General features: G+C 57.4%; 23 protein-coding genes and 1 pseudogene. 14 read left to right on the top strand and 10 right to left on the bottom strand.

What is annotated here, in order from left to right:
• Nucleotides 1-521: 521 nt before the first annotated feature.
• From PZN02_RS29940 to PZN02_RS29930, 3 genes are all read left to right on the top strand, one after another.
• Nucleotides 522-1,571: an NAD-dependent epimerase/dehydratase family protein gene (locus tag PZN02_RS29940; protein ID WP_280663653.1), complete on the top strand. Its 1,050-nt coding sequence runs from the start codon at nt 522-524 to the stop codon at nt 1,569-1,571.
• Entirely contained in the window at nt 1,568-1,921 is a 354-nt protein-coding gene (locus PZN02_RS29935) for a DMT family transporter (RefSeq protein WP_280663652.1), read from the top strand. Before PZN02_RS29940 ends, PZN02_RS29935 begins: the two co-directional genes overlap by 4 nt.
• A 387-nt stretch (nt 1,922-2,308) precedes the next feature.
• Nucleotides 2,309-3,826 (top strand): GMC family oxidoreductase N-terminal domain-containing protein, encoded by a 1,518-nt coding sequence (locus PZN02_RS29930; RefSeq protein ID WP_280663651.1) that lies wholly within the window; start codon nt 2,309-2,311, stop codon nt 3,824-3,826.
• Nucleotides 3,827-3,874: 48 nt separating this feature from the next.
• Here the strand turns inward: PZN02_RS29930 and PZN02_RS29925 are convergent, their stop codons facing one another.
• The 3 genes from PZN02_RS29925 to PZN02_RS29915 are packed head-to-tail and all read right to left on the bottom strand — an operon-like array spanning nt 3,875 to nt 8,439.
• Nucleotides 3,875-5,851: a hypothetical protein gene (locus PZN02_RS29925; protein WP_280663650.1), complete on the bottom strand. Its 1,977-nt coding sequence runs from the start codon at nt 5,849-5,851 to the stop codon at nt 3,875-3,877.
• Between the two features lie 32 nt (nt 5,852-5,883).
• Entirely contained in the window at nt 5,884-6,954 is a 1,071-nt protein-coding gene (locus PZN02_RS29920) for an NAD-dependent epimerase/dehydratase family protein (RefSeq protein ID WP_280663649.1), read from the bottom strand.
• 18 nt (nt 6,955-6,972) lie between these two features.
• Nucleotides 6,973-8,439, bottom strand: coding sequence for a UbiA family prenyltransferase (locus PZN02_RS29915; protein ID WP_280663648.1), 1,467 nt, complete (start codon nt 8,437-8,439; stop codon nt 6,973-6,975).
• Nucleotides 8,440-9,300: 861 nt separating this feature from the next.
• On the opposite strand from PZN02_RS29915, the gene PZN02_RS29910 reads away from it, so the two are divergent.
• The 5 genes from PZN02_RS29910 (at nt 9,301) to PZN02_RS29890 (ending at nt 13,814) form a co-directional block, all read left to right on the top strand.
• Nucleotides 9,301-9,489 carry a hypothetical protein gene (locus tag PZN02_RS29910; protein WP_280663647.1) on the top strand — a complete coding sequence of 63 codons (189 nt, stop codon included), beginning with the start codon at nt 9,301-9,303 and terminating at the stop codon, nt 9,487-9,489.
• A gap of 45 nt (nt 9,490-9,534) precedes the next feature.
• Entirely contained in the window at nt 9,535-10,851 is a 1,317-nt protein-coding gene (locus PZN02_RS29905; RefSeq protein ID WP_280663646.1) for an extracellular solute-binding protein, read from the top strand.
• 81 nt (nt 10,852-10,932) lie between these two features.
• Nucleotides 10,933-11,862, top strand: a complete 930-nt coding sequence (locus PZN02_RS29900) for a carbohydrate ABC transporter permease (protein ID WP_280663645.1) — start codon at nt 10,933-10,935, stop codon at nt 11,860-11,862.
• Nucleotides 11,863-11,875: 13 nt separating this feature from the next.
• Nucleotides 11,876-12,703 (top strand): carbohydrate ABC transporter permease, encoded by an 828-nt coding sequence (locus tag PZN02_RS29895; protein ID WP_280663644.1) that lies wholly within the window; start codon nt 11,876-11,878, stop codon nt 12,701-12,703.
• A gap of 43 nt (nt 12,704-12,746) precedes the next feature.
• Complete coding sequence (locus tag PZN02_RS29890; protein ID WP_280663643.1) at nt 12,747-13,814, top strand: ABC transporter ATP-binding protein; 1,068 nt, start codon at nt 12,747-12,749, stop codon at nt 13,812-13,814.
• A gap of 8 nt (nt 13,815-13,822) precedes the next feature.
• On the opposite strand, the gene PZN02_RS29885 is transcribed toward PZN02_RS29890, so the two are convergent.
• Complete coding sequence (locus tag PZN02_RS29885) at nt 13,823-14,407, bottom strand: phosphoenolpyruvate hydrolase family protein (protein WP_280663642.1); 585 nt, start codon at nt 14,405-14,407, stop codon at nt 13,823-13,825.
• A 138-nt stretch (nt 14,408-14,545) separates the two neighbouring features.
• Between PZN02_RS29885 and PZN02_RS29880 the strand changes: the two genes are divergently transcribed.
• Genes PZN02_RS29880 through PZN02_RS29860 form a run of 5 tightly spaced genes read left to right on the top strand, consistent with a single transcriptional unit; the run spans nt 14,546 to nt 20,228 of the window.
• Entirely contained in the window at nt 14,546-15,754 is a 1,209-nt protein-coding gene (locus PZN02_RS29880) for a Tm-1-like ATP-binding domain-containing protein (protein WP_280663641.1), read from the top strand.
• Entirely contained in the window at nt 15,744-16,601 is an 858-nt protein-coding gene (locus PZN02_RS29875) for a phosphoenolpyruvate hydrolase family protein (protein ID WP_280663640.1), read from the top strand. The genes PZN02_RS29880 and PZN02_RS29875 overlap by 11 nt, the downstream gene beginning before the upstream one ends.
• 19 nt (nt 16,602-16,620) lie before the next feature.
• A complete protein-coding gene (locus PZN02_RS29870; RefSeq protein WP_280663639.1) occupies nt 16,621-17,250 on the top strand; it encodes a cupin domain-containing protein in 630 nt (209 codons plus the stop codon).
• A 40-nt stretch (nt 17,251-17,290) separates the two neighbouring features.
• Entirely contained in the window at nt 17,291-18,376 is a 1,086-nt protein-coding gene (locus PZN02_RS29865; RefSeq protein WP_280663638.1) for a Gfo/Idh/MocA family protein, read from the top strand.
• A gap of 22 nt (nt 18,377-18,398) precedes the next feature.
• A complete protein-coding gene (locus PZN02_RS29860) occupies nt 18,399-20,228 on the top strand; it encodes a phosphoenolpyruvate hydrolase family protein (RefSeq protein ID WP_280663637.1) in 1,830 nt (609 codons plus the stop codon).
• Between the two features lie 290 nt (nt 20,229-20,518).
• Here the strand turns inward: PZN02_RS29860 and PZN02_RS29855 are convergent, their stop codons facing one another.
• From PZN02_RS29855 to PZN02_RS32320, 6 genes and pseudogenes are all read right to left on the bottom strand, one after another.
• Complete coding sequence (locus PZN02_RS29855) at nt 20,519-21,292, bottom strand: phosphocholine cytidylyltransferase family protein (protein ID WP_280663636.1); 774 nt, start codon at nt 21,290-21,292, stop codon at nt 20,519-20,521.
• Nucleotides 21,293-21,327: 35 nt separating this feature from the next.
• Entirely contained in the window at nt 21,328-22,518 is a 1,191-nt protein-coding gene (locus PZN02_RS29850) for an aminotransferase class I/II-fold pyridoxal phosphate-dependent enzyme (RefSeq protein WP_280663635.1), read from the bottom strand.
• Nucleotides 22,519-22,565: 47 nt separating this feature from the next.
• Nucleotides 22,566-23,489 carry a phosphoenolpyruvate mutase gene (aepX, locus tag PZN02_RS29845; protein WP_280663634.1) on the bottom strand — a complete coding sequence of 308 codons (924 nt, stop codon included), beginning with the start codon at nt 23,487-23,489 and terminating at the stop codon, nt 22,566-22,568.
• Nucleotides 23,490-24,035: 546 nt separating this feature from the next.
• On the bottom strand, nt 24,036-24,203 hold the full coding sequence (locus tag PZN02_RS29840) for a hypothetical protein (protein ID WP_280663633.1): 168 nt from the start codon (nt 24,201-24,203) through the stop codon (nt 24,036-24,038).
• Between the two features lie 81 nt (nt 24,204-24,284).
• Entirely contained in the window at nt 24,285-24,995 is a 711-nt protein-coding gene (locus PZN02_RS29835; protein WP_280663767.1) for a GntR family transcriptional regulator, read from the bottom strand.
• A 166-nt stretch (nt 24,996-25,161) separates the two neighbouring features.
• Nucleotides 25,162-25,282, bottom strand: a pseudogene (locus PZN02_RS32320) (IS30 family transposase); the annotation flags it as partial.
• A 712-nt stretch (nt 25,283-25,994) separates the two neighbouring features.
• Between PZN02_RS32320 and PZN02_RS29830 the strand changes: the two are divergent.
• On the top strand, nt 25,995-26,606 hold the full coding sequence (locus PZN02_RS29830; RefSeq protein ID WP_280663632.1) for a CDP-alcohol phosphatidyltransferase family protein: 612 nt from the start codon (nt 25,995-25,997) through the stop codon (nt 26,604-26,606).
• Nucleotides 26,607-26,623: the final 17 nt, after the last annotated feature.

Below are 26,623 nucleotides of genomic sequence, written 5' to 3'. Positions count from 1 at the left end.
GCGCACGGCGCGACGACATAGGCTACGTAGGTCCCCGAATCCGAGCCGCTGCAAAAACGAGGAAGCCGGCTAACCGCCCGACAGAAATGCGCGCCCGACATGGGGCCTATCGTGCTCATAGCCTTCCCCCAACTAAGTTCGCCATGAGCTGCATTGCTTAGATTTGCGCGTGTTCCCCGCGCTCATCTAGCTCGATTAAGCACTTACTGTTTCACTTAATTGTCAGGTTCTCGACACTGTCAGACACGAGGGCAGCGCAATAAGAGTGATCGCGTTGCTATGAAACGATTTTCTCGCTTGGCACAACGCATGCATAGCTATCCACAAACGCGCTGCGGCGCCGCCTATGTGGTGATCCCAAAGCGATAGTTAACGAAGTTCCTGGGTCGCAGCGACTCTTGGCTTGAACGCCTAGTCGGTTGGAGCGGACCTTGGACAGATCCTGCGAATCAGTCGGTATTTGGCACTCGTCGTTTTCGGCTTCCTTCTCTTCAGAATCCGTCAATTCGTATAGGTCAAAGATGGTGAATACAGCTTTAGTTACCGGCGGCTCCGGATATTTCGGGCAAGTGCTGACTGAACAGTTGCTTGAGCAAGGGACTCACGTTCGGGTGTTCGACCTGAACCTTCCTGACTTCAGTCATCCTAATCTGGAATTTTTCAAAGGCACAATTCTTGACCGAAACGCGGTCAAGCAAGCACTTTCCGGAATAGACAAGGTGTTCCACAACATTGCGCAAGTTCCGTTGGCTAAGGAAATAGACCTCTTCTGGTCCGTTAACAGCGGCGGGACTCAGATCATTGTCGACGAGGCAGTCGCGACGGGAATCGAGAAGTTCGTCTATACGTCCTCAAGCGCTGTTTTTGGTGCGCCGGAATTGAATCCTGTAACAGAAAAGACAGAACCGAACCCGGCGGAAGACTATGGTCGCGCGAAACTCGCGGGAGAATTTATCTGTAAGGAAGCAGTGCAATGCCATGGCCTGGATGTGGCAATTGTGCGCCCTCGCACTGTTCTCGGACATGGCCGTCTGGGCGTCGTCCAAATCCTCTTTGACTGGATTGAACGGGGGCTCGATATTCCAGTGCTGGGTGGGGGCAATAACAAATATCAGCTCGTGCACTCGGATGATCTAGCATGGGCATGCATCGCAGCCTCGAATGTAAAAGGTTTTGCCACATACAATATCGGTGCTGCGGAGTTCGGTACCATGCGTGAACTTCTGCAAGTCGTAATCGACAATGCCGGAACGGGTAGCCGCATCAAATCCATCCCAATGGCCCCGACTGCCCTTGCGGCGAATATGGCAAGCGCGCTCGGCCTCTCTCCCTTAGGGCCATACCATTCGCTGATGTATGGGCGAGCAATTTATTTCGATATCTCAAAAGCTCAAAAGGAACTTGGTTATGCACCGAAATACTCAAATTCCCAGATGATTATTGAATCCTATGATTGGTATCAGGCAAATAGGGCGTCTCTCAGTAAGCACGGAAAATCACATCATAAGTCGCCGGTCAAACAGCGGCTGCTGGCATTGGTTCCCTACTTATTGCGGATGATCCCAGGATGAATGCGCTACCACTAATCCTGGTTTTTGCTGCGGGCCTGAATTCCTGTATCGGCAACATATTGCTGAAATGGAGCCGGGCTTCACTGCCTGCCCACGCCGGTCTCTCCGATACGTTTCTCTCTCCCGGCTTTGCAGGCGGACTGGCATTTTATGGCATCAACGTCGTATTATTTGCAAAGGCCCTAGACTCCATGGAGGTGTCAGTCGCTTACCCGATTTTGGCAGGCTCCGGATTCGCGATGCTGATGGTGGCGTCACGTTATATTTTTGGAGAACCGTTCCACCTGCACAAATGGATCGGTCTCGCCTTTGTCTTAGTCGGCATTATCTTTCTGGCGCGAGGAAACTGAGTTGGCATTCAATCGAGTGATCGTGGCAACGTTGACGCCTTCGTGGCCATTATTGGACGTGGAAGAAAAGCTAGCTGTGGCATCAGAGGTCGTACACAGTGTCACTCGGGCAATTGCAACTGCCCCATTTCATATTCGGTTGGCGGTCGAAACCGTTGCGATCATCATAAGCCTCTGCATTGTGTTGATTTCAGCGGGTGCAGGCGGTCCCTTGGCACGCGCGCTCCGCGTAGACAGATTTTATCGTCTCCTGCAAAGATTGCCCGGTCCTACCGGTTCCGCCCTACGGCTTTATCGCTCGATGACGCTGCTTGCATTTTATGAGCAGACGCCGGTCGCCGCAAAGCTGCTAACTGCGCGGCCTGCCCGCAACTCAAAGGCTTGAATATGAAAGGCAGTTTTCGTCGGAACAGCGAACTCCAACTGGAAGCCGATGCGGTGATTATCGGCTCCGGTGCGGGCGGTGCAAGCGTTTCAGATGTACTTACAGCTGCCGGTTTGTCTGTGATCATGCTTGAAGAAGGTGGGCATGTTCCCCCATCATCGGCTCCTCGTGTCGCAAGTGAAGCATTCGCGGCAGCCTGGCGCAGCGGAGGATTAACCGCCGCGATCGGCCGCCCCCCCATTGCTTATGCGGAAGGCTGTTGCGTTGGGGGAGGAACAGAAATCAACAGCGCGATTGCCCAGCGAGCCGATAGCGATCTCCTTGATCAATGGCGCAAGCTTTACAAGATCGAGAATTTTACTCCGGACGAACTGGCGCGATATTACGAGCGCGCGGAGACAACGGTAAATGCAAGCCTGACCTCCGGTCCGCTCGGACGTCCCACCGACATTCTGCGGCTGGGTGGGAAAGCGCTCGGCTGGAAAGTGTCGGAGCTGAAACGGGGGCAGCGTGGCTGCAAAGGCGCCAATCGGTGTTCGTTTGTTTGTCCGAACGGCGCCAAGCAGTCCATGGCGGTGACTGTTCTCCCAAAGGCGGTGGACCGAGGCATGCGGCTGTTTGCGCGAACGCGTGTGGACAAGATCTGCATTGAGAAAGGACGTGCCACAGTAGTCGTCGCCCATTCCCAGGACCCCGTCGGACAAGCCGTGCACATGCGTGTAAGAGCCGGACTGGTGTTTGTCTGCGCGGGAGCAATTCACACACCAGCGCTTTTGCGCCGTTCTAGCCTGCGGAAACGCATTGGCGATACGCTGCGCATTCATCCGACGATCAGAGTGACGGCCCTGTTTGATGAACCTGTTGATGCGCATCAGTCACGCCTTCCGCTGACAGCCGTTACCGAATTCATGCCGGAGCAGCGCATCGGGGGGTCGGTGTTCACGCCCGCGGTCTTTGGCCTCTCACTTGCCGAAGACTGGACCAATCGCGGCGATTTGATGCAGGCTTGGCGTTTTTGCGGCTCGTATTATGGCATGATACGACCTCGCGGGGTGGGCTTGGTGAGACCTCTTGCCGGTATTAATGAGCCGCTTGTCAGGTTCAAACTCGCCCCTGAGGACTGGATCGCTTTGGGCCAGGTTCTCACCCGCGTCGGCCGGGCGATGTTTGCGGCCGATGCCCGCAAGGTACTCCCAAGCATATCCGGCCATGAGGGCTGGACAAGCCCTGATGAGGTCGATGAATTCTGGAACAAACCTCTGCCCAAAGGGTCGACCAACCTGATGACCATACACCTGTTTTCCACCTGCCCACCCGGCGAGCATAGGGACGCTTGCGCCGTCGACAGTTACGGACGGGTGCGCGGCGTCGAAAACCTCTTTGTCGCCGATGGCAGCCTCATTCCTGAGGCGCCCGGCGTCAATCCCCAGATGACGATCATGGCTCTGGCATTCCGGGTTGCGGAAGCGGCACTCAGTCATTCTGCTCAAGAACGCGCCCGATCAGCCGCAAGAGAGTAGGCGTTAAAGCCAGTGTGATGAGGATCGAGAAACCCAGCCCGATGCGCATTATCGATAAATGCGCCATTTGCCTTTTTTCTCGGAAATAAGCTTGTAGACTGAATTGTTGTCCAGCACCGGCTTGCCCCACAAGCCGTCTCTTGACGTGACTACAAGAGTTTTACAAAGATATTTGTCCTTCATAACTCTGAGCTGGTCTTCGGTAGCGGTTGCCTCGAATGCATCCACAAAGAAATTATAGACATCTGATGCTTGTTCTGGCGTTAGTTGAGCAGCATAGGCGCGCAAAAAACCCACCGTAGTTCCGCAATGTCGCCTCTGAGACAAAATTGCCCAGGAAATATTCCCCGGAATGTGCGTCACACTTGCTAGATCAAGCGGGTTATTGGCGACCGCTTCATTCGGTGGCGTTACTTCGCGGACAGCTTTCCACATGTCAGGAGATGCCTTGAAAGCTGTGCCCTCCTCTGTTTCAGGTCCTTCAACTCGAAATCTGAAGGTGTTCGAATACACAGATTTGGCGCCACTCAAAATTGAAGGAGTCAGTAATATAATTGCGGTCATGGTTGTGAGGCGCCCAATTAGCGTACTTTTGCCGATCTGTGTGGAGAAAAGCGCAGCAGTCAGGGCAGTCATGACAAGTATCGACGGGATGAGCACACGCCACCCTAAATCATTGTACATAATTACGCTATGAAGTAATTGTGTGCAAAGTAGAGGCGCCAGCACCGAAACAAAAAACGCACGGTCAATATGTGCGTACCGTTTAATGTCCTCTAATGGCCTAGCTAAGCTCCAGATGATGAATGATAAATATATGATGCCGAACTCGAGAAGGATCAGAACAAGCCAGAATCCTGGAACGTCCAAAAACCAGTGATGCCCCAAAAAAATGGGAAAAACCCAGAAGTCCACGACTTTTCTGTTGTGTAATATAGAAGACTGCTCATAAATAAGCACACCTGCACAGAGTACGGTCATGACAGCCGTGACCGAAAGTGAAATGAAAACTTGCAGCAGCCGTTTGGCCCTTGCCACATGTGAAACCGACAGCGCCCCCACAATCGGTAATGTGAGAAGCAGCGAGAAGCCGCCCGCCCACATCGAGCTGCCATAAGCAGACGCCAACATGGCGCCCATAAACACTGCCAGAACCAGATCGCGCCCAGCGTTGCAATATAGAATTCGCATGTATGCCATGATGGCAATCAAGGCCAGCGTTCCGGAAAATACGTGCTGCGGTACCCATGGGGCCTGGATGATCCACGTTTGGAGGCCATGTTCATGTACCATCCAATTGTCGAGCCACTTTCCGGAGACAAATCGCACGACTGGCTTAAGCGAACCGACAAGCAAGAGCGGGAGTACCCACCAAGCCGCATGTGCACATCTGCTTCGCGCCACAGCCAACCATGCTACGACAAACGTCGAGAACAGCGCTGTCATGCCGGTAAGAGCGATGTCGGCCTCCCAGCCGCTTGCGCCTGTTATCACGGATGAACACGCGGCCATGAAGTGCCAGACGTAGTAGTAAATGAGTGTGTTGGAAGATCCCGTTTCGGAATGGAATGGATTGGCAGGAGGCAAACCGTTTTGAGCTATTTCATTTACGATCGCTATTTTGGCATGATCCCAGATCGGGTGACCGACGCCGGCGCTGCCTCCATAATACTGCGGAATAATCTCGAAGGTTGGGAAAAGACAGAGGAGAAATGCAACAGCTAACCAGGAAAATCCGGGACTCGCAGGCGAACGCAGGAGTGGGTCTATGGTACCTTTCGATAGCCAGAGTGCGACAGCAGAGAATGTGAGGACGACCAGAATAAGATTGAACGCTGTTAAAGGTAAAAAGTGAAAAATGGAAACGCCTGCGGCGCCGAATATTCCCAGTCCGATGACCGGGGATAGAAGCAGGCGCATCCGAATATTGCTGTCGAAATACTTCGAGACAGGCAACCCTATGGCATATCCTATAGCACTTGAAACGAGTGCGCTGGCGATGATGGAAGAAGTTTGCACTAACACTGACGGTCTCCGAATTCTTCGGTAGGCCTTGACTAGAATGCCTGACCGTTCTTAAGGCACCAATCGACCGAACGTCGCATGCCTTCGCGCAACGCGATTTTCGGCGCGTAACCGAGCACTTTTCTGGCTTTTGTGATGTCGCAGGCAATTGTCTTGTTCAGTTCCGACAGCACATGGATTTTCTGGTGATAGATGCCGGCATACTGGAGAGTGGCATCAGCTATCGTTGCGACGTCGCCTACGATGCCCGGCAGATGGAACGTGTTGGGCTTGACGGTCATGCCGAAATCTTCGTGCAGGACCATGCTAACGACCTCGACAATTTCGTTCATGGTGTAGGGCGTCTCGTCTGCAAGCCAGAAAATATCTCCCGCCGCCCGCTCGTGAACTGCGGCAAGAAGGATGCCCTGCGCCAGATTGTCAGTGTAGCCGATGGAGCGGCGGTTCCGCCCCGACCCAACAATGGGAAACTTGCCATCTTTGATCATCTTGAAGAAAAGCGTTTGCCTTGGAGGCTGGTTGGGACCGTAAAACCAAGGCGCGCGGACGATGACAATCTCCATCGGGCTGCCAGCAGCCATTTCCGCACGCAGTGCCTTTTCCATCAGCATCTTGGAGCGGCCGTATCCCGCATACGGCTTATAGGGGCTTTCCTCCGTGAATCTGTGATCCGAGTGAGGATTGAAGCCGACCGGCGAATTCGACGACATGATGACCGCCCGCCGCACACCTGCCTTTTGCGCTGCCGTAACGAGGTTGATCGTGCCCTGTGTGTTGATCGCTTCAAACTCGGCAACATTTTTGGGATGAATGATGCCCGCCATGTGAATCAAGATGGCGCCTTCGGCGCCGGCCACGAATGCACGGACGGATTGCATCTCCCGAATGTCGCCGGTCACGATTTCCAGACCCTGCTCGAGCAGGCGCGATACATCTTCTCCCATTGGCACGAGCGCCCTTATCCGGAAACTGCCTCGTGCGAGAAGACCTGCGTCCGGCAACCCCGTCGTCAACGCGGCCGTCACCCGCCCGCCCAACCAACCGGCAGCTCCAGTTAGGAGTACGAGGGGCGCGCTCAAAGTTATAGGGGTTGTCTCGTGCATATTGGCAATCGCCTGATTTTACATAGCCATCACAAACGCCAAACCGATAATGGCGCCAATAAACCAGCTGGTCTTGTCGTTGAGCGCGAAGACGATAGGGTCGTCGTGCAATTCCATGCGATGACTGAGGAGCCATATCCTTTGCAGCCATATAAACACGCCGAGCGGCGCAACATAGAGCCACGCCGGATCGTGATATAGTTGCGTCACTCTGGGCTCGAGCGCGAGGAAAAGCAGCATGATGACGATTGAAGCTGAGGCGGAAGCAAGACCATAGCCCAAGGTGAGTGGCCAATCGTCAGGCAAGTATCCGCGCCCTTTGATGGCGTCCTTCCCTTTTGAGCACGCGCGCATTGCTTCCACATGACGTTTTGCCAGAGCCAGCGAAATGAAGAACATGGCTGAAAACGATAAAAGCCAAGGGGAGAATGCCAGGCCGTTCAGCACCTGACCCATGACAATCCTCAGGGTGAATAACGCCCCAATGACTGTCACGTCGAGTAACGCATCACGCTTCAAGCGGAATGAATAGGCCAGTGTCAGTACTAGATAGACAGAAACAACCAGCGCGAATTGAGGGTGCAAAAGTAGGGCTACCCCAATGCCCGTGGCCAGCATGAGTAAACTCGCTAGAAAGCCGCTCATCACACTGACTCGGCCTGCAGCGATCGCCCGGAAGCGTTTGGTCGCATGCGCCCGATCCGCCTCCAGATCCGCCAGATCGTTGATGATATAGGTTGCCGAAGCAATCAATCCGAAAGCGAGAAAGCCGACGGCCGTTTTCAGCACGGCATGGAAGTCTGCAATACGGCCGAGAAACAGGGGCACGAAGATCAGCACATTTTTCGACCACTGGTGTATCCTGAGTTCAGAAAGCCAATCCTTCACCGGATGCCTTTTTTCAGGACTGATCGTCCTGACCTCGACACCAGCCTCACGGAGTTGGCTTTCGAACTTCACTCCGTTGCCAACCAGAACGGCTCCGGAAGCCGCCGCCCAGATCGGCAGGTCGGCGGCACTGTCGCCCGCATAGATGAATCCCTCGGGAAAGCGCTCCTGAAGCCATTGCAGTTTGCGGCGACCCCTCAGGTTCAATGAGCCATCACTGCCCTTGGCACCGTCGAAACCGCCAAGATAAGAAATGATGTCATTTGCTATGCTCTGATCAGCTGCCGTAACGAGATAAGTTTCACGTCCCGTAGCTTTCGCGCGCCGAACCAGTTCCAACGTCTGTTCACGGTAGGGCAGCGCCCGCGGTTCAATCGGACGAACGTTCGCCAGAGTTTCCTTCAAGGCCGCGAGACCCTTGAACCAGCGTGGAACGGTGCGAAGCACCTGCTGCGGCGAACGGAAGAAGGCGTCAAACAGATTCTCTTGTAGGCTGTCTGATTTTATCAGTGTGCCATCCAAGTCACAAATCAAAGGCAGATGGCGATCAAAGCAGTCCAGATCGAGCACCTTCATCTCATTTTGCTGTGACTTCATCAGAAGCATCCTCCAGCCGGGCGCCCCGAAAGGGGTCCAAAGTGCGGCGGGCGTATTTTGGGGAGGTGGTGGCCTACGCGCTTTCGCGTAAATGTGAGCTGACGCGGACATGTTGCTTTTTGCCTCTCTCCATCGACCGCGATGCCATCCATCCCCATGGGTGTCAGTACCTCCAGGCGCATGCGACAGAGGAGCTTCAAAGATTGTGCCAACCGTGCGAAAAGAGTATCGGAAGAGACTTTCTGCATATTGTTCAATGACCTGCGTCCGCGGCGGCAGGGATCCTGCTGGACCGTCCTGTGTCGCGGACGCGGCAAGATGGACAGCAGGTGTCTCTTGTTCGACGTTCACTGGCGGGTGATAGCTTAGGCGGCGGACCAAGGCAGGGTAGGGGATCGGAATAGATGCAGGCGCTGCTGCCATGGCTTTCAGTACTGTTATGTCTGTTGGTAGGTCTTCAGCTCGACGCGGATGCCGCTTTGAGCAGTCGCAAATAGGGCACCAGGGCGAAGGCTCGATCCTTGCGGGAAGGCGGAACCCGTTCCGGCGCGATTTCGTGCGCCGCTTGAGCCATTCGCATCACTGTTGATTACACATACATCAACAGCGTCGGGCACTATCATCCGGCCTTGAATGAGCGCGGTCGATGTCGAGGCAGCTCAAAGCTATCCGCCGGGCGTGGTCGGGGGCATCAGCACGCTGTTGAGCGGGTAGAGAACCGCTTTTCTGGAGCCCGGAGGAGACAACGGTCGCCAATTTTCGGCGCCGACTGGCGCTCGGACGAAAGCCGCCCAGCACCCGCAAGGCCGATGATTGGCGAATCCAGCGTCGCGATTTTCTCCTCCAGGGCTGTTACGCGAAATGCTGCTGGAGGACGCCGGGCTACAGCATGTGGTGAAGCTGTTGTTCCTTTCCGGTCAATGCACCACCCGCCGAACACGGGTGTCGAACAAGAGAGTCGCGAAAGTTCAATCGAACGCTGGCGTTGTTACCCAATATTACCCAATCGTCGTGCTCATCGGCGTTGAACCCGCCATGGGGCTGCCGTAAGCCTTCTACGTGGAGCGAGAGGAGAGGCGGTCGAGGGGGCCGCAGATGCTCCAGCAAGGAGGAGATATGAAACGTCGTACATTCAGTGCTGGGCTGGCGGCTCTGCCGTTCCTTGGCCCCAGCCTCACCCGCGCATTCGCGCAAGATGCTGCCGCCTCGCTCCCGAAAACCTATTCGGGGCAGAAAATCCGCGCTCTGGCCTCGACTGGTGCCGTATGGGAATCAATGGCTACCATCAGCCGGGAGTTCACCGACGCGACCGGCATCGCTGTTGAATACGTCAACCTGTCCTATAACGAGCAATACCAGAAGCTGATCCTGGATCTGACCAGCGGAGCCGGTTCGTTCGACGTCTTCAATTTCGCATACCAGTGGAAGTATGAGATCGAGCCCTATTCCACGGATCTTTCAAAAATTCCGACCGAAATCCCCGGTGCGCCAGATCTCGCGCTCGATGATTACCCGAAGCGCGCCCTGGACATCTACGGTCGCGTCAACGACAAGCTTGTGGGTCTTCCGACGATCGGGGACGTAACACTCTTCGTGTGGAACAAGGCCGCTTACGAGGCCGCGGGACTGGATCCAGCCGCGGCGCCACAGACCTGGGATGAAGTAGCCGAGCGCGGCGCCAAGCTGGTTGGCAATGGCCAGTTCGGCTATGCCATGCCGGCGGGCAAGGGAATCCAGACAACCGTCACCTGGATCCTGATCTTCAAGTCGATGGGCGGCGAATACTTTGATGCTTCCGGTGCGCCGACCTTTGGTAGCGAAGCCGGCGTGAAGACGATGAAGTTCCTGGTCGAAAAGCTGGCGCCAGTCAGCCCTCCGGGCAATCTGACCTGGGATTTCCCCGAGATGTTCAACAGTCTGTCGACCGGTCAGTCCGCGCAATCGATGATGTGGCCCGGAGCCTTCGGCGATCTGCTCAACCCGCGAACGTCACAGGTTTCCGATAAGATTGCGTGGTCGCCGACCCCGCAGGCTTCACTTTTGGGTGGCTGGGCCATGGGCGTGAACGACGCTTCCCGCGCCAAAGATGCAGCCAAGCTGTACGTTGCGTGGCTTACATCGCCCGACATTGTTCGTCGGATGGGTCTGTCTGGCGGCGCTCCGGCCCGCATTTCTGCGCTCAAAGATCCGGAACTAGTCAAGCAGGCTCCGAACCGACCTGCGGTGCTTGCCGGCCTGCAGGGCGACGTCGCCGAATATCCGCCGATCAAGGAAGCCGAGCAAATCCACATCATGATCTACGATGAGGTGAATGCGGCAGTGGCGAAGATCAAGACGCCGGAACAGGCGGCCGGCGATCTTCAGGGCAAGGTCGAGTCTTTCATGCGGCGCCGCGGCTATCTCAAAACTTGAGATCGCGCTCCCGCGAGGGGCAGGCGTTCCTCCCCGTCTGCCCCTCTTTTTACAACGGCAAATGCGCGGGTGGTTTACCTGATGACGATCTCTCAAACAATTCCAGGGGACGCAGTGGCGGTTCGCCGGCGTCGCCGCATCCGCATCAGCACGGTGGTCTGGTTCACGCTACCGGCTGCGGCGATCATGCTGCTCGTTCTGGGCGTGCCGCTCGTCTACTCGTTCTACTACAGCCTTACGGGCTGGTCTCTCGTTATACCCGGCAGTGACCAGGACTTCATCGGCCTTCTCAACTATACTGATGTTTTGAGGAGCAGCGAGTTCTGGGCGGCGATCCGCGTGACGCTGATCTATGCCGTGGTTGCGGTGTCGCTGGAATGCGCTCTCGGCATCCTGTTCGCCGTGCTTTTGAACCTGGAATTCTTCGGCCGGGGCCTCTTTCGCTCCCTGATGTTGATCCCCATGGTGATCACGCCGGCGGTCGTCGGGATTTTCTGGAAGCTGCTTTATGAGCAGGATTCCGGAGTCTTCAACTATTTGCTCGTAACCTTGGGTCTCGAGGCGGTGCCGTGGCTGAGCCTCACTGTCGCCTTGGCCTCCGTCATCATCATGGATGTGTGGCAGTCGACGCCGTTCTTCACGCTAATCATCCTGGCGGGCCTGCAGTCTCTCGACCGGGACACGGTGAGCGCTGCGCAGGCGGACGGCGCTAATGCGCTCCAGGTCTTCCGCTACCTGACGCTGCCGCACCTCGTTCCCTACATCATGATCGCCGCAGCATTTCGTATCATCGGCGTCATGGCCGACTTCGACAAGATCTTCTTGTTGACGCTGGGCGGGCCCGGCAACGTCACGACGACGCTCAGCGTCTATGCCTACAACACAGGCTTCAAGGTCTTCGATATCGGCAGGACCACTGCGATCTCGTGGATCTATGTCGTCTTCGTTCTCGCGATCAGCGCACCGCTGATCTGGCGCCTGTTCCGCGGCGCAAGCGTCAACCGCCACTAGGGGAGGTGAGGTAATGGCTATCAAATCCAATCGCACGGCCCGCAAGGCGGTCCTGACCCTCTTCTGGTGTGTGCTCGCCTTCCTCTATCTGTTTCCATACACATGGATGGTGCTGACGGGCTTCCGGCATGGCGTCGATACGATCTCGATGCCGCCACGCTTTATTTTCGAGCCGACACTCGCGGGCTTCCGGCACCTGTTCGAAGTAACCGGGTTCCAGAAATACATTATCAACAGCGCCGTAGTGACGATCGTCAGTGTTTTGCTCGTGATCTGCGTTTCTGCCCCGGCCGCCTATGCGCTTGCTCACGTCAGCAAGCGGGGCGGTACTCTTCTGGTGGCGATCCTTATCGCACGCATCATCCCGGGTATTGCCATCGGCGTGCCGGTCTATCTGATCGCGACACGCCTCCACCAGCTCGACACCTATCAGGCGCTGGTCGTAATCAACGTCGCTGTCAACATCCCCTTCGCGATCTGGCTGATGCGCAGCTTTTTCATGGAGGTGCATCCGACGCTCCGCGAGGCGGCGATCTCGGACGGTTGCAGCGAATGGCAGGTGTTCACAAAGATCATGCTGCCGCTGGTGCTTGGCGGAATGCTGGCCACCTCGGTGTTCGTGTTCATCGCCGTCTGGAACGAGTTTCTATTCGCTCTGATCCTGACCACCTCAGTGAGCCCGACGGCGCCACTCGCGATGCTCGGCTTTAGAACCCAGTACGGCGTGCAATGGGACGCCGTGGGTGCTGCGGCTTTCCTGGTGTCGACGCCGGTCATCATCTTCGCCTTCATTATGCAGCGCTACTTGGTGCAAGGCCTGACCATGGGCTCCGTCAAGTGACAAGCATGGTTGGTGCAATCTTCGCAGAAAGGCCGAGCAGAATATGACTGATGTAACTATCCGCAGTGTCACCAAGCGCTACGGCGCGCTGACCGTCATCCCTCAGCTTTCGTTCAAGATCGAGGATGGGGAGTTCGTAGTGCTGGTCGGACCGTCTGGATGCGGCAAGTCTACCCTGCTGCGCATGCTGGCGGGACTGGAGGAGATCTCCGGCGGCGATCTCCTGATGGGAACCGAGGTGATCAACGACCGTCCCGCCAAGGAGCGGGACATGGCGATCGTGTTCCAGAACTACGCGCTCTATCCGCATATGACAGTCGCCGAGAACATGGGCTTTGCGTTGAAACTGCGCAAACGGCCGCGGGCGGAGATCAATGAACGCGTCGACAAGGCGGCGGCGATCCTTGGGCTCGGCAAGTTGTTGGATCGTTATCCGCGCGCGCTTTCCGGTGGCCAGCGACAGCGCGTCGCCATGGGACGGGCGATCGTGCGCGACCCGCAGGTCTTCCTGTTCGACGAGCCGCTGTCTAATCTAGATGCCAAGCTCAGGGTGCAGATGCGGGCGGAGATCAAGGCTCTGCACCAGAGGCTGAAGATCACCACCGTCTATGTCACGCACGACCAGATTGAGGCCATGACCATGGCCGACAAGATCGTGGTGATGAACGAGGGACGGGTGGAGCAGATGGGCACCCCGCTCGAACTCTACGATCGCCCGGCCAACATCTTCGTGGCCGGCTTCATCGGGTCGCCGTCGATGAATTTTCTGCCGGCGACGGTCGCCTTGACGAACAGCCCGGTTCTGAAGACGCCGGAAGGCATAGAGCTGCCGGTGGACAACCGCGTGACGCTTACGGGACGCGCGGAGGTGACCTACGGCATTCGGCCGGAACACCTGCAGCTGGGCGAGTTCGGTATTCCGGCAGAGGTCGTGGTCGTTGAGCCGACCGGTTCCGAAACGCAGCTCTATGTCACGGTCGGTGGGCGCGAGGTCGTCGCCGTCCTGAAGGACCGGGTCGACGTCCGGCCGGGTGAGAAGATCTGGCTTGCCCCAAGGAAAGGCTGCGCCCATTTCTTCGACCCAAAATCCGGAGCGCGAATTACCGGGTGAACGCCCGCTCACGTTCCGCCAACGGCGTCTGGAAGTCGAAACAGCCCCAGGGAGGTCTCATGCGCAAGCTCCGAGAGTTCGGCGAGCATGGCGTCGTTGGCGTGCCGCGCCGCGATCAGTCCGCTGACGCCGATCGTGACGGCGTCTTGCGCCATCCCGAAGCTGTCGACGACAGCAAGCGCGCCGAAGCCCTTCGCGACAGCCGTCCGCAAGAGATTGATTTCGGCCGTCACTCCGTAGCCGAAGTCCTCGAGGCTGACGCGCATTTCGCCGTCGATCGCGGTCACGCTCGGAAAATTGACGACGCCGTGGCAGCCGGCGGCCTCGAGGGCCTTGAGGATGTCGACGTGGCGCCGGAACGGGTCGAGGGCGAACACGCCCGCAAAAACCTGGCTGTCGATCGGAACGCCGTTCCGGAGCTCGGCGAGAAGACGTTCGTTGGCGTCGTGGATCGGAAGCAGCGCCAGGGTGTCATAGGCGCTGCCGTCTAATCCTTCGCAGGACGGGCAATAGAGCGTCACGGACTTTGGCTGATCGCTAGCACTAGCGGCGAGATCCGTGACGACCGGAATAGAGCGAGGTGTGGAAGGCATGTGCATTGAGTACCCGAGAAGCGATTACCCAATTCTACCCAAATCGTCGGCCCCCGCCAATTGATTTGCTGCGGCCTCGACGACTACGGTCTCCGTGAGGCGAGGAAAGCCCTCTGAGGAGGGGCCGGGAGGAGAACAATGAATACAGTCTATGTGGTGGGAACCTGCGATACCAAGGGCAGCGAACTGCGCTATCTCCGCGATCTTATCCGGGAGGCAGGATGCGACGCCGTTCTGGTCGACGTTTCTGTGTCGGAGTTCCACAAGGAAGCTGCGGATGTCGATGCCCAGCCGTCCGAGGTCGCACGCTTCCATCCGACTTCACCGAAACCCGAAGAGCTCAAGGATCGCGGCAAGGCGGTCGCCGCCATGTCTGAGGCCCTGGTGGAATTCATCCGGTCGCGCACGGATGTCGACGGCATCATCGGCGCCGGCGGAACCGGTGGCACCGCGCTGATCGCCCCTGCCATGCGCGCGCTTCCGATCGGAGTGCCGAAGGTGCTCGTTTCGACTGTCGCCTCTGGCAATGTTGCGCCCTATGTCGGACCAACTGACATAAGCATGATGTATTCGGTGACGGACGTCTCCGGGCTCAACCGGATCTCGCGGGTGGTCCTCGCCAACGCGGCCCATTCCGTAGCCGGCATGGTCCTTAACAAGGTCAGCGTCGCCGACGACGAGAGGCCGGCCATCGGCCTAACAATGTTCGGTGTCACGACGCCGTGCGTCCAGGCAGTCACCGGTGCGTTGGAGGCAGACTTCGACTGCCTAGTGTTCCATGCCACGGGTACCGGCGGCCAGTCGTTCGAGAAACTCGCCGATTCCGGGCTCCTGATCGGCGGGATCGATGTTTCCACCACCGAGGTCTGCGACTATCTGGTGGGCGGAGTCTTTCCCTGTACGGCCGATCGCTTCGGCGCCTTCGCGCGCACCAGGCTACCCTATGTCGGCTCCTGCGGTGCGCTCGACATGGTCAATTTCGGGGCCATGGACACCGTGCCCAGCCAGTTCCGCTCGAGGCGCCTGCATGTCCATAATCCCCAGGTCACGCTGATGCGCACGACCCGGGAGGAGTGCAACAGGATCGGCGAATGGATCGGGGAGCGGCTGAACCTCTGCCAGGGGCCGGTCCGCTTCCTGATCCCGGAGCTCGGCGTCTCGGCGATCGACGCGCCCGGCCGGCCCTTCCACGATCCCGAGGCAGATAGCGCGCTCTTCGCGGCGCTCGAGCGCACGGTCCGCCGCAGCGACAAGCGGCAACTCATCCGCGTTCCCCTTCACATCAATGATCCGGAATTTGCGGAACTCCTGGTCACCAACTTCAAAGAGGCCCTTCGTGAGCACTGATACCTTTGTCAAGCATCCCACCCGTTCTCAGCTGATCGACCGTTTCCAAAAGAAGATCCGCGCCGGCGAGCCGATCATCGGCGGCGGCGCCGGCACAGGCCTCTCGGCCAAGAGCGAGGAAGCCGGCGATATCGATCTCATCGTGATCTACAATTCCGGCCGCTACCGCATGGCCGGCCGCGGTTCGCTTGCCGGGCTTCTCGCCTATGGCAACGCCAACCAGATCGTCGTCGAGATGGCAAGCGAGGTTCTGCCGGTCGTCAGGCACACGCCGGTGCTCGCCGGCGTCAATGGCACGGATCCGTTCGTCGTCATGCCGACCTTCCTGCGCGAACTGAAGGAGATCGGCTTTGCCGGTGTGCAGAACTTCCCGACCGTCGGTCTGATCGACGGGCTCTTTCGCCAGAACCTCGAAGAGACCGGCATGAGCTATGCGCAGGAAGTCGAGATGATCGCCGAGGCGCACAAGCTCGATCTCCTGACTACGCCGTACGTGTTCAGCCCCGAAGATGCGCTGGCGATGGCGAAAGCCGGCGCCGATATCCTTGTCTGCCACATGGGACTGACGACGGGGGGGGCAATCGGCGCGCAATCGGGCAAAACCATGGAGGACTGCGTCGTGCTCATCAACCAGTGCATCAAGGCGGCACGCGAGATCCGCGACGACATTATCATCCTCTGCCATGGCGGCCCGATCGCCAATCCCGAGGACGCGCGCTTCATTCTCGATTCCTGCCCGAGATGCCACGGCTTCTACGGAGCAAGCAGCATGGAGCGGTTGCCGACGGAGGAGGCGATCAAGTCCCAGACGCTCGCCTTCAAGGCGATCCGCCGCAAGACCGCCTGACCACAGGAAGGGGAAATAGATGTCCGTCTTCAGAAGTGGAGATCAACCGCCGAGCTGGTGTGAGCTCACCGGGTTTGAGTTCATTGACCTGGCCGATCAACATTTGCCGATGCCGGTCACGGCCGAAAAGCAGCGCCTGCTTGTCACGCGCGGATCATGCCGCTTGACGAGCGCCAAGGGAGCGCAAGTTCTGAGTGAAGGCCAGTTCCTCGACATGGAGGGGACCGATCGTCCCTTCACCGCTGATGCCGGCGATGGCACAGCACAGGTGCTCGTCTTTTATGGAAGATGGGGCAACGAGCTGGGCGGGTGCGGGGTGTTCAAGCTCGCGCCCGACACGCCTGTTCCGGTAAAGGGCGATCCGGTCGGCTATCCCAAGTCGACCAACTTCGATTCCCACTATCACGACTGCGACGAATACTGGGTCATCATCGAAGGGGCGGGCACGGTCGTCGTCGGTTTGCACAGCTTCGAGGTCGAAGTCGGCGATTGCATCGCCATCGGCATGGGCCATCATCATGATCTTCCCGAGGTCAGGTCCGACGTGAAGGGCGCTTATTTCGAGACGACGCTCCAGGGCAGAAAGCGCTTCGGCCATCTCTGGGAGCACACGCACGGGCCTGCCGACGTGCGCCCCGAGCGGATTTGATCCGTGCGCGCCAAGTCCTGCCTATCTGGAGGTGACATCCATGACGTATAAGGTCCTGCATATCGGCGCTGGCGGTTTCGGAGAGCGCTGGTGCGACACGTTCCTGCCGCCGAACGTGGCGGACGGGACGATCGAGGTGGTCGGGCTCGTGGACATCGATGCCAAAGCGCTCGAAATCGGCCGGAAGCATCTCGGCTTGAAGACCGAACAGTGCTTCACCTCGGCCGCGCAAGCCTTCCAGATGGTGGATGCCGACTTTTGCACCATCGTCATTCCGCCAGCTCTGCACGAGGGGATCGTCGACCTAGCCCTTGCGCGCGGCATGCAGATTCTATCTGAGAAGCCGATCGCCGACACCTTGGAGGCCTCCGTCCGTATCGCCGAGAAAGTGAGAAAGGCCCGCCTTAACATGGGAGTGACGATGAGCCACCGGTTTGATCAGGACAAATCGACGCTGAGAGCGCTCGTGAGTGCCGACGCCATTGGCCGTGTCAATACGATATCGTGTCGGTTTGCCGGAGACTTCCGCGTCTACGATTCCTGGGGGCGCTTTCGCCACGAAATGATGCATCCTATGCTAATCGAGGGCGCCGTACACCACCTGGATATCATGGCTGATCTGGCCGGGGCGCCCTGCACGTCGATCTATGCCCGCACGTGGAAACCGGAATGGGCAGATTACGAGGGCGACACAGACGCCATAGTGTTGATGGACTTTGCGAACGGCGCTCATGGTGTCTATGAAGGGTCTTCGGCACAAGCCACGGGCCTTAATGATTGGACCTTCGAATATGTTCGAGTAGAAGGGGAAACCGGGACGGCTATCCTCGACCATCGTGAGATCGAGGTATTTCACCGCTATCCGATGCGGCTTCGACAAGCCAGCCGGCAAGGAAAAGGTCAGCAGGTGTCGCTGCTACCCGGGAAGAAGTGGCAGAATGCACTGTTGATCGAGCAATTTTGTGAGTGGCTCGATGGCGGCCCGCCGATGGCAACCAGCGTCTGGGAGAATCTGCAGTCTGTTGCGCTTGTATTCTCAGCGATCGAAAGCGTCCGACTGGGTCAGCCGGTGAAAGTACAGGAATTTCTCCAGTCCTACCGAGAGAGGGCTTCGATCGAGTCTTGATAAGATGTAGGTTAGCCTCACAATGGCTGATCCGATCGTTCATCTTGGGGTCCATCGTCCTGAATTTTTCGCTCCCGCGCACGCGAGAGCGGAGATTGTCGCGACTCTGAAAGCTACGCTTGGCAAGCCAAACACGACTCTCGTCGGCGCCGCGATCGGCACAGGAATGGCCGCCCAGGCAGCCTCGCGCGGCGGCGCAGACTTTATCCTCGCTCTGAATGCGGGGCGTTTGCGTAGCATGGGCGCCCCTTCTATCTTTTCCCTGCTCGCATTGCGCAAGTGCAATGACTTTGTCCTGGATTTTGCCAAATCAGAAATCCTGCCTTTCGCCAAAGTTCCTGTTTTTTTCGGCGCCAGTGCTTTCGATCCCCGCTGTTCGATAGAAGCTGAACTGGAAAGAATTGCGGATGCGGGTTTCGGGGGAATTGTAAACTTCCCCACCTCCATTTTCCTTGATGGACGGTTTCGGGGCGATATCGAGCGAGCAGGGCTGGGATTCCAGCGTGAGCTTGAAATGCTTCGCGCCGCTCAGAGAAGAAATATGGCGACCCTCGCCTATGTTAGAACTGTGGCCGAAGCTCAGCAGGCAGCGACCGCCGGCGTGGACATCATAAATCTCAATCTCGGCTGGAACGTCGGAGGGACTGTCGGAAGCCGCACAGAGCTCAGCCTGAGGCAAGCGGCTGAGTATGCGAAGATCATTTTCCGTCAGATACGGGCCATCTCACAGGGCACTCTTTGTGTCCTGGAGGGCGGCCCTATCGTCAGCCCCGATCAAATGTACGAGGTATCCGCACTGTCCAAGGCAGACGGATACATCGGAGGCTCCACCATCGATCGGGTGCCACTCGAAGCTTCGATGGAGCAGATTACATCGGCTTTCAAATCAGTCGGCACCTTGCAAAAGCGAATTGATGAACTGGAGCGCCAGCTCGAGCATGTGCAGCGCGAATACTCGATCGTCGGCCGGTCACCTTCCATCCAGCAAATCAAGCAACGGATCGAAAAACTTGCCGCTTCTGCTCTACCGGTTCTGATTACCGGGGAAGCCGGAACCGGCAAAAAGCTTCTGGCAAGGGGCATTCATGAAGCTGCCAGACGTCCCGGCAGCAAGCTCATCAGCTCCGAAGACGCAAGTGGCGAATCGCTTTTTGGCTTCGCCCCGAGCGAAGGCGGGAGGAAGGTGCTTGGGCTGCTACAGTACCATAGCAAAGCAACCCTGCTGATCGAGAACGTCGAATGCCTGCACGTCGACGCCCAGGAACGTCTGGTAGAAGTCATTGAGACGGGGGCTTACAGGCGCCTGGGCGACAATGAGAGAGGGCGGTTTGAAGGCCGCCTGATCCTGACATCGACGCGGCCGCTCTCTGAGTTGGGCTCAAGCGGGCTGCTGATACCCTCGCTAGAGTCGCGTCTCGCGCCGGGTCACGTCTTTCTTCCCAATCTGCGCGATCGCCTTGAAGACCTTCCGCTCCTATGCGAACACTTCCTACAAGCGCTCCGAAAGGATCGACGCAGCCGGAAGCTGTCGGTGGACCACTCGGCATACCGAGTTCTGATGACCTATGGGTGGCCAGAAAATATCCGCGAGCTCAGATCCGTGCTCGAAACGGCCGCCATCCGCTGCGAAGGCGACTGGATCAAGGCCGAGCACTTGCCGCCGCTCGGCGACGTGAACGCGGACGCGCCACATCCGCATCCGGGGGATGAGCGGGAATGGATCCTCGATGCGCTTCAGCGCCATCGCTTTCGCCGCGGTGAAGCCGCGCGATATCTCGGGATATCTCGAAAGACCCTATACAACAAAATGCGAGCGTACGGTCTACCGTTACAGCCAAGAGAAAGAAGCTAGGCGTGTGCGCCAAATATTTCCCGACCACTCTTGTTCAGCGATGGCAGCGCCGCCGCCGAACGCCAGCGGCAACGCCGCTTGGACGAACATCTGAGCCCCATCGTGCCAACCTCGTCCAGTGTCTCTTGGCAGGTTGCGATGCCGTTAGAGAGGAACCACTGCATCTGCAAGCGACAGGCGAGATGAATCGCGAACCCGGAGAAAAGCTCCCAATGATTGTAGTTGCGTTAGCCGCGATCGATAGGTAATGCTACATACCCATACCTTCTATTCGCCCGCAACGACGGCGTCTATCCAAGTGCTTGCGTGCCGAAGATGCGTTCGGCGACTCGCAGATCACCTACACTGTCGATCTCGTACCACCTTTGGTCGTCGCAGCGTGCAGCGGCGAGTTGCAGCCCGCGCTTCTCGATGAGATAAGCAAGCACTTCCTCCGTGTAGGCTTTCGACGCGCCGGAGCCGATGAGCTCGTCCAGGGCCGGAACGATCGTCATGCTCAGCGCAATGCTGGAAAAGCGCATGAGATTCATCGTCTTGAATAGCGAAGGCCCGTCCGATAGGAGGCTGGCCGCCGTTTGGTTCAATCGGACTTCGAATATTAGGCCGTCCTTAGCGACCAGAACGCCTGAGCCTTCCATCGAAGGGTCGAAAGGTGCGACAGCCGCGGCATTCAGCGCATTGGCCATCATCAGGCAGCGCAGCGCATCCTCTTCGAAGAAAACGTCGCCTTCGAGAACATAGCAGTCGCCGGACAGCAAAGTGTCCCGCGCCAGCCAAAGGGAATAGGCGCTGCCCGTACGCTCGAAGAGGGATGACTCGACATAGTTGATCTCGAGTCCGCCGAAGCGCCTGCCGCAGGCGTACTGAATGGCATCTTTGCGGTAGCCGACGACGATCGTCACCTCCTGGACGCCGACCGCCTCCAGGTTGCGCAAGGCATTGTGGAGGATCGGCGTGCCGTTGACCCTGACAAGCGGTTTCGGTTGCAGATCGGTCAGCGGACGCAGACGTGAGCCCAAACCGGCGGCGAGAATGACCGCCTTTTTCGGTCCAGTAATGGGCATCGCATTCCCCTTCTTCGTTGCACAAGTGACGGGTGTCATCGCCAAGCGTTGAGAACCTGGACAAGCCTGCTCAAGCCAATCCGAAGCCTTACGGGTGGAATCCCGTAAGAGAGACGAAGACCGGTAGGATCACCGAATGTGGTACCCGAAACAGCTGCGACGCCGGCTTCCGAGAGCAACGAATCGACTATATCATCGGCTGTTGTCCGGCCGCCGTTTCCGGATACCGACTGCAGCAGACGTGAAAGATCGAGATAGAAATAGAAGCCGCCTGCGGCTTTCGGCACAGGGACGCGCGTCAGTGAGGAAAGGACGTCAAGGCCCATCTGCCTGGCACTGGCGAGCTGTGACCGCAGCTTGCTTTCATAGGCTCCATCCCCGCGTTGCAAGTGGGCGAGCACCGCGTGCTGCGCGATCACATTGGGGTTGGAAGTCGTGTGCGACTGAAATGCTTTAACGGCATTGATCACCTCTTTCGGACCCGCAAGGTAGCCGATCCGCCAGCCGGTTAGAGCAAGCGATTTGCTGAACCCGTTGACGATCAGGGTACGCGAGCGCACCTCTGGAACTATCGAGGCGATCGGGTGATGCGTGTGGTGCCCATGCACGAAGTCGCCGTAGCATTCGTCGAAAATGATCCAGAGATTCCTTTTGACGGCGAGATCGGCGATGCCGCGCAGTGTCGGGACGTCATAAACGGCGCCTGTGGGATTGTTGGGCGTGTTGATGACAATAGCTCGCGTCCGATCCGTTACCGCTGCCTTGATATCCACAACGCGAGGCACATAGCCGCTTGTGCGCGTATCGACGAAGACTGGGGTGCCGCCGGCAATCAGCACCTGCGCCGGAAACGTCGTCCAATAGGGCGCCGGGATGATCACCGCGTCGCCGGGGTTCAGGAGCACCATCGCGGCGTTGAACAAAGCCTGCTTGGCGCCGGACGTCACAGCTATCTCTTCGGCCTTCCAGATCTGGTCAGTATCGAGCGAAATCTTCCTTGCCAGCTCCTCGCGCAGCTCCATAGTGCCGATCGTTTCGGTGTAACGGTTGATGCCCTTATTGATGGCCTCGATCGCGCCATCACGAATGACAGGCGCAAGGTTGCTCCATATTTCTCCGGCGGTGAGATCGATGATTTCCATGCCGGCATCGGCGGCTGCTTTTGCTGCCGCGCGTGCCGCGGCCGTCCCCGATGAACTAAACAGGTTTGCCCGTTGCGCAAGCATGTGCACCCCCCACCACTACCGCTCTGCGGGTTCACGCCCTTCGGCGGCTACGCTGTTTGTTTAGGCAGATACTGTTCTTCCGCCTTAGCCAGCTCGTCATAGGCCATCAGCCTGAACAGCTCATCAAAGCCGGCAATTTCGTCCTCAATAGCCGCAACGCTTTGTTCCGCATGAATTCGGTCGCAGATGTGTCGCATGCCGGCAATGGCCGCTCGCATCGTATGGTTAGCCCAGATGACGGTCGAAATTCTGGCATCGCGATAGGCTGAGACCGGCGTCTTGTAGTATTTCGTCGGCACTATCACGACTGGCAACTTGTTGTTCCATTCCTTGGCAAAGGCCAGGATCTCGTCAGCAACCGGCTTGCGGGAGTGGATGAGGATGGCGTCGGCACCGGCTTCCGCATATGCGTCGGCTCGAACAATCGCCTCGTCGATACCGTGACCGGCGATCATCGCCTCGATGCGGGCGACGAGGACGAAACCGGGGCCGGTGGTGTCCTTTACAGCCTTGAGGCGTCCGGAAAATTCATCGATATCGGCTAACGCATGTCTGTCGCCGACGAAGGAGTTCGTTTTTGGGAACTGCTTGTCCTCAAGGCACAGCCCGGCGGCACCGCGTTGTTCAAGCTTGCGTGCGACAATGCGAGCGTTATTGAAATTACCAAAACCGCTGTCGCCGTCGACGAGAACCGGAATATTGGTTGCATCAACGATGCGTTCGACTATGTCGACGATCTGCGTCCAACTTGCTTCACTGGCATCCCGATAGCCAAGGACCGAGGAGATAGAAAGGCCAGAAGCCCACAGGCCCTTGAACCCCGCGCGCTCAGCGATAGCTGCCGACAGCCCGTCGTGCGCTTCCATCAGAAATGTGAGATCACTCGAAAGAATGAGTTCACGAAGAATTGCCGATGAGATGGTCGGTGACGACACTTCGCCGCTGGCCAGAAATGAAGTTGCCCTGTTCATTGTTATGCTTCCTTCCTGAGACTGGAGAGTGGGCCCCATCTCAGAAAAAGGCAAGTAAGCCATTGATTATTTTAACAAACGTACCGGCAGATATATTTGTCACAATGCGAAAACAATTCCAACGACCCGCATCGCAAAGACACCTTTTGCCAGCGCCAGGCTATCCGTTTGTTGTTCTCAATCTCCAAGAGGTTTCTACCGTCTAATCCAGGCCTCCAACTTACCGCCGCATGTTGTACAAGACAGAGCACGCGATGGCCGATAATGGTCCGTATGCCGATGAGCAGGCGCTTTTGAATTCCGAACTCCATCATCAGTGAGGGGGTATGCTTGCTGTGAACGCCAAGATCGTCACGCCACTCACTGCCATACCCGCGGCTGAGGCTTTCTGCGAACCGCGCGGGACTATATACTCGCGCTAAAGGGCAACTGCCATCATTTGGTAGCGGCCGGAAAAGGCGGTTGTGGCACAAGCGAAGCCGGCCGAATCGAGCGCCTGACCGAGGTCATCGCCGCACCAACCGCGCTGATGGCAGCCTCACCAGCCTACGCGACGAGGCCATGCTGGGCGTCGCGCCTGTTTATGGTATCTGCTGCAATCAGCCCGAGCGCGCTCACCACCAGCCGCTCCCGGTGGGAGATCGAAAACCGCTTGCGTTGGATGCTCGACGTCAATCCCGCCGAGGACGTCAGTCGCGCCACCACGAAAGACAACGCTCGCGCCAACACCGCCCATCAACCAGGCATCAACAGAGGTACGTGGAGCGACGACGGCGTCGCAGTCCGCTCATACGTCTACGTGATTAACGGGAAGCTTTCCAGCCGTCGTCTGCTGAACTCTTGTAGAACCCCGGGTATCGCTCCTTCCTCAAAATCTAAGTGGTTCATCAATGCGGATTTCACCACGTCCGGCGTGTTGCCGAACTGAGGCATCACGTCTGTGAGCCTTGCGAGACTCGCCTCGAAACCAGGAGAGAGCTCTGATGCGGCTATTTCCATGCGCAGAGGATGGGAGCCAAAACAAAATTTCTCGATGATCTGGCAAAGCTCGCAGCTTGACGACCCTTGCGCTATCACCGCGAATATCGTTTCCGCCTGGAGAGCGAGTACCGACGGAGATGACACATCGGAGGACAAAGAGTGGTGGGATGCTTGGGGCTGTACACGCGTTAGTGCAAAGGTGAGAATTTGGCGGGCTATGATGTAGGAATCCAGCAGAGCCCACTCGAGCAATGGCCGCGTGAAGAAGCCTTCTCGAGGAACGGATACGATCCTTCCTTCTGCAGCGAGCCGGATCAGTGCTTCGCGAACTGGAGTCCGGCCGATGTTGAGCTTGGAGGCTAGCTCTTTTTCATTAAGATGCTGCCCTGGCATGTGAGTGCAGCTATAGAGAAACCGCAGGACCGCATCGTAGGCTCGGTCGGCTTTTCCGCGCATCGTGGGCCCACAAGCTAAACTCGGCATTTCTATTCCACGACACTGGGGCAATTTTTCACAGAGCCACATCTCCAAGCTTTTCCTTCCTGAAGTCCTTCACCGGTCACCTGACTTAGCAACGAAAAGGCGGATGAGATTTTCACCAAAGAAGCAGGATAAACCGAGAACAGTGTGATGCTCCCAAATCGAGCGTAGCATGGTGCATCTAAGGTGCGCTACGGCTCAGGCTCCGTTTTATGTGGTCTGGCAGGGCCGTCAGCATGATCCGCTGGATCACCGATTGGCACATGGGAGAACCGGGCGAGCTCGCGCAGCTTAGCTCTGCGCTCACGCGCCATCTCGTTGGCGGTCACGCAAATTCCTTGCAGCTGGTGGAAGATGACTCGGCGGGCTTCGGTGGGTTCAAGGATAAAGTGCGACCTGCGATAGATACGAACTATTTAGACCACGCGAAAGGGAGTAGCCGATCAAAGATCAGGGCGAGATATATTTCGGCGGATACATTAGACAATATATCCAGCATATCGTGGTCGGGGCTGGTATACCGAGATATATTTATAGATACATTCTGATGTGGCTTGAAATTTTTCTGCTGACCATTGAAGTTGATCTTTAAGAGGGAGCCGTGACAATGAATAAAGCAAAGTCATTACCTTTGAGAGTAGATGGCAAATTACCGCTGTATGCTGGTGACTTGCCGGTGAGACCTTCCCTCGCAAACCTCCGCGAACGCATCCTTTCAGATGACATCCTCATCCTGTCGAGCGAGGCTGAAACCGAGCGCCGGCAACCTCGAAACGAGCGGGGCGACTCTCTTCGGGGCTTTCGATTTGATGCGGTTCTGCAGTGCAGCTTTGAGTCCGACAATCGTTGCAGTACTCGACGATCTCATGAGTTCCGGTGCGATAAAGACCACACTGAGGAGCTTCTACCGCATCTCGTCGGCAGGCGAGGTCCCAAGACCTCTGCCACCCGTCGCCTGACATGCATGTTTCAGTTTGCGCGGCCTCTCAAGTCCTTCAAGCCGTATTACGCCGGATCGTTCCTTCCGGCGCAGGGCTATAGGCCATGATACGTTATCTCTACGACCCAGCGAATGCTATCACTGCTCTCGGGCTCGTCCTATCGACGACAGCAATCTATCTCGCCTTGGTGGGGTGTTATGAAATCGGGATCTGTTTTGCCCTATGGGCGCTCCTCGCCGATGATTTGGACGGCATGATCGCGAAGAGCTTGCCCAACCGATCCGCAGTGACAGCCCAGATCGGGGCCGCCTTCGATGGATTTGCGGACCTAGTCTATGCTGCCGTCTTTCCTGCCGTGGTGATATTGTCGTTCAACGCCTTCTCGGCTTTGGCCTTTCTCGCGGCCGTCTGTCTGATGCTATCGGCGGCGCTTCGTCTCAGCTATTTCTCGGTCTTCCGCCTCGATGTGGACGGATACGGGAGAGGACTTCCGCTGAACAACGATCTGTTCGTGCTGGCCATTTTGTTTGCAGCGAATCGCTATTTGGTCATTGGCCGCCTCGGCGGCATTGTGATTGGCGCGGCATTCCTTCTGTCCATATTACATCTTTCCAGTTTCAAATTTCCCGGCACAGGTACCGCTTTGCGTCTGGCTAATCTGACGCTTTCCACTGCCGGTTCTATCGCCTTGCTCGCAGGCGAATTCGCACCCTAATCAATCGGGAGGAAGCC

The sequence above is a fragment of the Sinorhizobium garamanticum genome (assembly GCF_029892065.1).
GTDB classification, from domain to species: Bacteria; Pseudomonadota; Alphaproteobacteria; order Rhizobiales; family Rhizobiaceae; genus Sinorhizobium; species Sinorhizobium garamanticum.
Note: the sequence above shows the minus strand (reverse complement) of the source record. Positions and strands in the feature narration are given on the sequence as shown.